The following is a 5,698-nucleotide window of genomic DNA, read 5'->3' on the forward strand; positions in this document are numbered from 1 at the left end:
ACGACTACGCGCGCACGGCCATCACCGACGGCCTGCTGGCGGCGGTACGGGACACCTGGCCCTACCGGCCGGACGCCTGGATGGCGGTGGGCGGTGGCTACGAGGGGGTGCAACTGCTCTGCCAGGCCCTGCTGGTCCCGGGGGACCGGGTGGCGGTGGAAGATCCGACGGCGGCGCGGCTGCTGGACATCCTGGAGGCGCTGGATGCCCAGGCCGTGCCCGTGGCCTGCGACGACCAGGGCCCCCTGCCCGGGTCGCTGGCCCAGGCGCTCGAGGCGCGCCCGGCGCTGTTCCTGCACCAGTCCAGGGCCCAGGTGCCCTGCGGCTGGTCGCTCGGCCCCGAGCGGTCCGCCGAGCTGGCCGGGGTGCTGGAGGGTGCGCCGAACGTCGTCATCGTCGAGGACGACGGCCTCGGCCCCCTGACCACCGGCCCGGCCGCCGTCCTCGGCGCCCATCTGCCGCACCGGACGGCCCTGGTCCGCTCGTACTCCAAGGCTTACGGCCCGGATCTGCGGATTGCCGTGGTCGGAGGGCCGCGGGAGATGATCGAACGGGCGCGGGTGCTGCGCACCTTCGGCACCGGATGGACCAGCCGCATCCTTCAGGACGCCCTGGCTCATCTGCTCACCGACGAGGAGGCGGGCCGCCGTGTGCGCGAGGCAGCCCGGCGCTATGACGCCCGGCGGTCCGCGCTGGCCGAACGGCTGGCCGAGCGTGGTGTGCACACCACCAACCGGGACGGTCTGATGCTGTGGGTGCCGGTGGTGGACGAGACCTCCGCGCTGGTCACCCTGGCCGCCCGGGGTATCACCGTTTCGCCGGGCAGCCGGTTCTGCGTCTCTTACGCACGTCCCCATGTGAGGGTCGCCACCAGCAGGCTGACCCGGGACGGGGCGCCGCTCGACGAGATCGCCGAGCTGATCGCACTCGCCGCCTCCTCCTCCGCCGGCCGGATGGAGTGACCCCGGCCGGTCAGCGGTGTCTGTTCAGCGGCGTCTGCTGAATGGCGTCTGTTCAGCGGTGTCTGTTCGGCGGTATCTGTTCAGCGGCGGCGCAGGCTCTTGTCCTCGAGCGCCGGCGGCACGTAGTAGCTGTCCGCCCGGTTGAGGTCGGTGCCCGGCGGGACGATCTCGTCGATCCGGTCCAGGACGTCCTCGCTCAGCTCCACCTCGGACCCGGCGAGCAGATCCTCCAGGTGCTCCATGGTGCGCGGGCCGATGATCACCGAGGTGATGGCCGGATGCGCCCGTACGAAGGCGATGGCCATGTGCGGCAGTGAGAGCCCGGCGTCGGACGCCAGCTCGGCCAGCGCGCCGACCGCCTCCAGCTTGCGGGCGTTGTCGGGCAGCGACGGGTCGAACTTGTGCTTCTCCACGGCCGCCCGGCCGCCCGACAGATCGATGTCGGACGCCTTGGTGTAGCGGCCCGTGAGCCAGCCCGCGGAGAGCGGACCCCAGCTCAGCACGCCCATCCCGTACTTCCGCGCGGTCGGCAGCACCGCCGCCTCCACACCGCGCGCCAGGATCGAGTACGGCGGCTGCTCGCTGCGGAACCGTACGTGCCCGCGCCGCTCGGAGACCCACTGGGCCTCCACGATCTGCTCGGCCGGGAAGGTGGAGGAGCCGACGGCGCGCACCTTGCCCGCCCTGACCAGGTCGGACAGGACCGACAGCGTCTCGTCGACGTCCGTCGTCGGGTCCGGCCGGTGGATCTGGTAGAGGTCGATGTAATCCGTGCCCAGACGGCGCAGGCTGTTCTCGACCTCCTGGGTGATCCAGCGCCGTGAGTTGCCGCCGTGGTTGGGGTCGTCGCCCATCGCGAAATGGGCCTTGGTCGCGAGGACTATGTCGTCGCGACGGCCCTTGAGGGCCTTGCCGACGATCTCCTCGGACTCGCCCGCCGAGTAGACGTCGGCGGTGTCGACGAAGTTGATGCCCGCGTCGAGGGCGCGGTGGATGATCCGTACCGAGTCGTCGTGATCGGCGTTGCCCAGGGCGCCGAACATCATCGCGCCCAGGGCGTACTCGCTCACCGAGATGCCGGTTCCGCCCAGGATCCTGCGCTTCATGGCAGCTGCCTTCCTTTGCCTTCCGTGGCCTTTGCCTTCTGTGGCGTCCTGCGCCTTCAGCCTCGGCGCCGGGTGGATACGTCACCAGGCCCGGCTCAACCTGGGTCTGCCAGAACCACCTGTCCGGCCCGGAATCCGGCGTTGCCCGGATAATGGAGCGATGGGCCATTCCGAACCGGAGATCAAGGGGTTTCTCAAGGCGCGCCGCGCCGCGCTCGACCCGGCCGAGCTGGGGCTGCCGGAGGGGGTCGTCCGGCGCCGGGTGCGCGGTCTGCGCCGTGAGGAGGTCGCTCAGCGGGCCGGGATCAGCGTCGACTACTACACCCGTATCGAGCAGGGCCGGGCCCCGGCCGTCTCGGACTCGGTGGTCGACGGACTGGCGCGGGCGCTGCGGCTGACCCCGTCCGAGCACACCTATCTGCGCAACATCACCCTGCCCCGGCGGCGCGCCGGGGAGCCCGACCTCGATCCGCGGCCGCGGGTGCGGCCGGAGATCCAGCAGCTGCTGAACGCGATGGACGGCACCGTCCCGGCCTATGTCTACGGACCGGCGATGGACATCCTGGCCTGGAACACCCTCGGCACCCGGCTCGGCATCGACTACGCCGCGATCCCCGAGGAGCGGCGCAACGGCCCGCTGCTGGTCTTCCTCGACCCCCGGATACGGGAGATCCATCCGAACTGGGCCGAGGTCGCCGATGACACGGTGGCCGGGCTGCGCGCGGAGACCGGCCGCCACCCGGGCAGTTCGCGGGTGTGCCGGGTGACCCATGAGCTGCTGGAGCGGAGCGAGGAGTTCCGGCGGCGGTGGGAGGCGCAGGCGGTGCAGGAGCGGACGCGGGGCGTCAAGCGGTTCCGCCACCCGGAGGCGGGGGAGCTGGTGCTGCGGTTCGAGGCGTTCATGCTGCCCGCGGATCCGGGGCAGATGCTGTGCACGTACACGGCCGACGCGGGGTCGGCGACGGCGGAGGCGCTGAAGGTGCTGGCGGGCGCGGCGGCGGTGGCCTGAGCCCGGACCGGGGCGCGGCGGTGGCCTGAGCCCGGACCGGGGCGCGGCGGCGGTGGCCTGAGCCCGGACCCGGGAGCGGCGGCGGCCTGAGCCCGGACCCGGGAGCGGCGGTGGCCTGAGCCCGGACCCGGGCGCGGCGGCGGTGGCCTGACGGCCACTGACGGCCCGAGCCGCGCTCCGTCCTCCTCGCCTTACGGCCGGGACCGCGTCCCCGGCCGCCATCCCTTTTTGCCGCGTCCCACCTCCTTGACGCGACTGGAAACTTTCCTTACTTTCATTCCCTCCCACGGTGGCGCCAGTGGCGCGAGAGGGCAATGGAGGTCCGGATGTCCGGCACCGAGGGCGGATTCGTCCGCCGTATCGGCCTGTTCCAGTCGACCGCCATCAACATGAGCCAGATGTGCGGCATCGGTCCGTTCGTCACCATCCCCCTCATGGTCGCCGCCTTCGGCGGACCACAGGCCGTCATCGGCTTCGTCGCGGGCGCGGTGCTCGCGCTCGCCGACGGGCTGATCTGGGCCGAGCTGGGCGCCTCGCTGCCCGGGGCCGGGGGCAGCTATGTGTATCTGCGTCAGGCGTTCCAGTACCGCAGCGGCAAGCTGATGCCGTTCCTGTTCGTCTGGACGGCGATGCTGTTCATCCCGCTGATCATGTCCACGGGTGTGGTCGGTCTGGTGCAGTATCTGGGCTATCTATGGCCGGATATGACACAGACCCAGGGCGATCTGGTCGGCCTCGGCGCCATCGTCCTGGTCATCGGGATGCTGTGGCGGGGCGTCGAGCACATCGCCCGGATCACGGCCGTCATGTGGTGCGTGATGATCGCCTCCGTGGTCCTGGTCATCGTGGCGGCCTTCAGCCACTTCGACGCGGGGCAGGCGTTCACCTATCCGGACCACGCCTTCGAGCTGACCACCGGTCACTTCTGGACCGGGTTCGCCGCGGGCCTGACCATCGGGATCTACGACTACCTCGGCTACAACACCGCCGCGTACATGGGCGCCGAGATCAAGGACCCCGGCCGCACCCTGCCGCGGGCGATCGTCACCTCGATCGCCGGGATCATGGGGATCTATCTGCTGCTGCAGATCGGCACCCTCGGCGTCGTCGACTGGCACGAGATGACCGACCCCGACTCGGTGGCCGCCCAGTCCGTCGCCTCGGCGGTGCTGGAGGAGACCTGGGGGAAGGGCGCCGCCGACGTCGTCACCGTGCTCATCCTCATCACGGCCTTCGCGTCCGTCTTCGCCGGGCTGCTGGGCGGCTCCCGGGTGCCGTACGACGCCGCCCGCGACCGGGTCTTCTTCCGGCCGTTCGGCACGCTCCACCCGCGCCATCGCTTCCCCGTGCTGGGCCTGGCCACGATGGGTGTCGTGACGGCGATCGGCTTCCTCATCGGCCGCCACACCGATCTGGCCACCCTCATCCAGCTGCTGACCACGGTCATGGTGATCGTGCAGGCCCTGGCGCAGGTCGTCGCCGTCACGGTGCTGCGCCGCCGCCAGCCCGGCCTGCGGCGGCCGTACCGGATGTGGCTCTATCCGCTGCCGAGCGTGGTGGCGCTGGTGGGCTGGCTGGTGATCTACGGCTACGCGGACAAGAACTCCCCCGGGCGGCACCCCATCGAATGGTCGCTCGCCTGGGTCGCGGCGGGGTGTGTGGCGTTCGTGCTGTGGGCGCGGGTGGAGAAGGTGTGGCCGTTCGGCCCGAAGGAGATCAGCGAGGAGTACGCGGCGGGGGCCGACCCCGACACGGAAAGCGGCACCCGGGGCCTGGGGGACGGCCCGGATGGCACGGACGGCGCCGTCAGCCCCGGGGCGCCACCGCCTCCCACCGCACCGTGACCTCGCCCTGACGCCAGCGCCGCGGGCCGTCGGTGAGCGGCCAGCCCTCGGCGCGCAGCGTCTGGGCGCTGCGTATCCAGCGCTGACGCGCGCTGAGCGGCGCGTACGGGGCGGCGGCCGCCCAGGCGCGGTCGAAGTCGCGCAGGAAGGTGTGCACCGGCTCGCCCGGCACATTGCGGTGGATCAGCGCCTTGGGGAGCCGTTCGGCCAGGTCGGAGGGGCGTTCCAGGGAGCCGAGGCGGGCCGCGAAGGTGACGGTGCGCGGGCCCGACGCGTCGAGCGCGACCCATACGTGCCGCCGCCCGATCTCGTCGCAGGTGCCCTCCACCAGCAGCCCGCCGGGCGCCAGCCGGGCGCACAGCCGCCGCCACACGGCGGCGACCTCGCCCTCCTCGTACTGCCGCAGCACATTGGCCGCCCGGATGAGCGCCGGGCGGGCCCCGCCGGGCAGCGGCACCTCGAAGCCGCCGTGCGCGAAGGTGAGCCCCTCGCGCTCGTACGGCCGCGCGGCGAGCACGCGCCCGGGGTCGATCTCGACCCCGACGACGCGGGCCCCGGCCCGTACGGTCCGCAGCCGGTCCAGCAGCTCGACGGCGGTCCACGGAGCCGCCCCGTACCCCAGGTCCACCGCCACCGGCGCCTCCGCGGCCCGCCGCAGCGCGGGCCCGTGCGCCGCCGCTATCCACCGGTCCATCCGCCGCAGCCGGTTGGGGTTGGTCGTCCCGCGGGTCGCCGAACCGATCGGACGGGACGGCGGGGGAACGCGGGCGGGCATGG

5 protein-coding genes are annotated in these 5,698 nt (G+C 72.4%); 3 read left to right on the forward strand and 2 right to left on the reverse strand.

Going from position 1 to position 5,698, the window contains the following annotated elements; translation table 11 throughout:
* The coding region (locus GWI24_RS39490) for an aminotransferase class I/II-fold pyridoxal phosphate-dependent enzyme (RefSeq protein WP_210950849.1) at positions 1-962 on the forward strand (962 nt) is incomplete at its 5' end.
* Positions 963-1,042: 80 nt separating this feature from the next.
* Here GWI24_RS39490 and GWI24_RS39495 read toward each other — a convergent pair.
* Complete coding sequence (locus GWI24_RS39495) at positions 1,043-2,068, reverse strand: aldo/keto reductase (protein WP_210950850.1); 1,026 nt, start codon at positions 2,066-2,068, stop codon at positions 1,043-1,045.
* Between the two features lie 160 nt (positions 2,069-2,228).
* Here GWI24_RS39495 and GWI24_RS39500 point away from each other — a divergent pair, with 160 nt between their 5' ends.
* Together GWI24_RS39500 and GWI24_RS39505 are read left to right on the forward strand one after the other, a co-directional pair.
* Positions 2,229-3,077: a helix-turn-helix transcriptional regulator gene (locus GWI24_RS39500; protein ID WP_210950851.1), complete on the forward strand. Its 849-nt coding sequence runs from the start codon at positions 2,229-2,231 to the stop codon at positions 3,075-3,077.
* Positions 3,078-3,403: 326 nt separating this feature from the next.
* Positions 3,404-4,921 carry an APC family permease gene (locus GWI24_RS39505; RefSeq protein ID WP_210950852.1) on the forward strand — a complete coding sequence of 506 codons (1,518 nt, stop codon included), beginning with the start codon at positions 3,404-3,406 and terminating at the stop codon, positions 4,919-4,921.
* Here GWI24_RS39505 and GWI24_RS39510 read toward each other — a convergent pair.
* The gene (locus GWI24_RS39510) at positions 4,884-5,696 is read right to left on the reverse strand and encodes a class I SAM-dependent methyltransferase (RefSeq protein ID WP_210950853.1); all 813 of its coding nucleotides are present in this window, start codon (positions 5,694-5,696) and stop codon (positions 4,884-4,886) included. The genes GWI24_RS39505 and GWI24_RS39510 overlap by 38 nt on opposite strands.
* Positions 5,697-5,698: the final 2 nt, after the last annotated feature.

This window comes from Streptomyces sp. MK37H (genome assembly GCF_018035285.1).
Taxonomy (GTDB): Bacteria; Actinomycetota; Actinomycetes; order Streptomycetales; family Streptomycetaceae; genus Streptomyces; species Streptomyces endocoffeicus.

What these genes read in the sequence shown, in the direction of transcription:
- GWI24_RS39495 (WP_210950850.1), bottom strand. Translation starts at nt 2,068, where the DNA reads ATGAAGCGCAGGATCCTGGGCGGAACCGGCATCTCGGTGAGCGAGTAC.
- GWI24_RS39500 (WP_210950851.1), top strand. Translation starts at nt 2,229, where the DNA reads ATGGGCCATTCCGAACCGGAGATCAAGGGGTTTCTCAAGGCGCGCCGC.
- GWI24_RS39505 (WP_210950852.1), top strand. Translation starts at nt 3,404, where the DNA reads ATGTCCGGCACCGAGGGCGGATTCGTCCGCCGTATCGGCCTGTTCCAG.
- GWI24_RS39510 (WP_210950853.1), bottom strand. Translation starts at nt 5,696, where the DNA reads ATGCCCGCCCGCGTTCCCCCGCCGTCCCGTCCGATCGGTTCGGCGACC.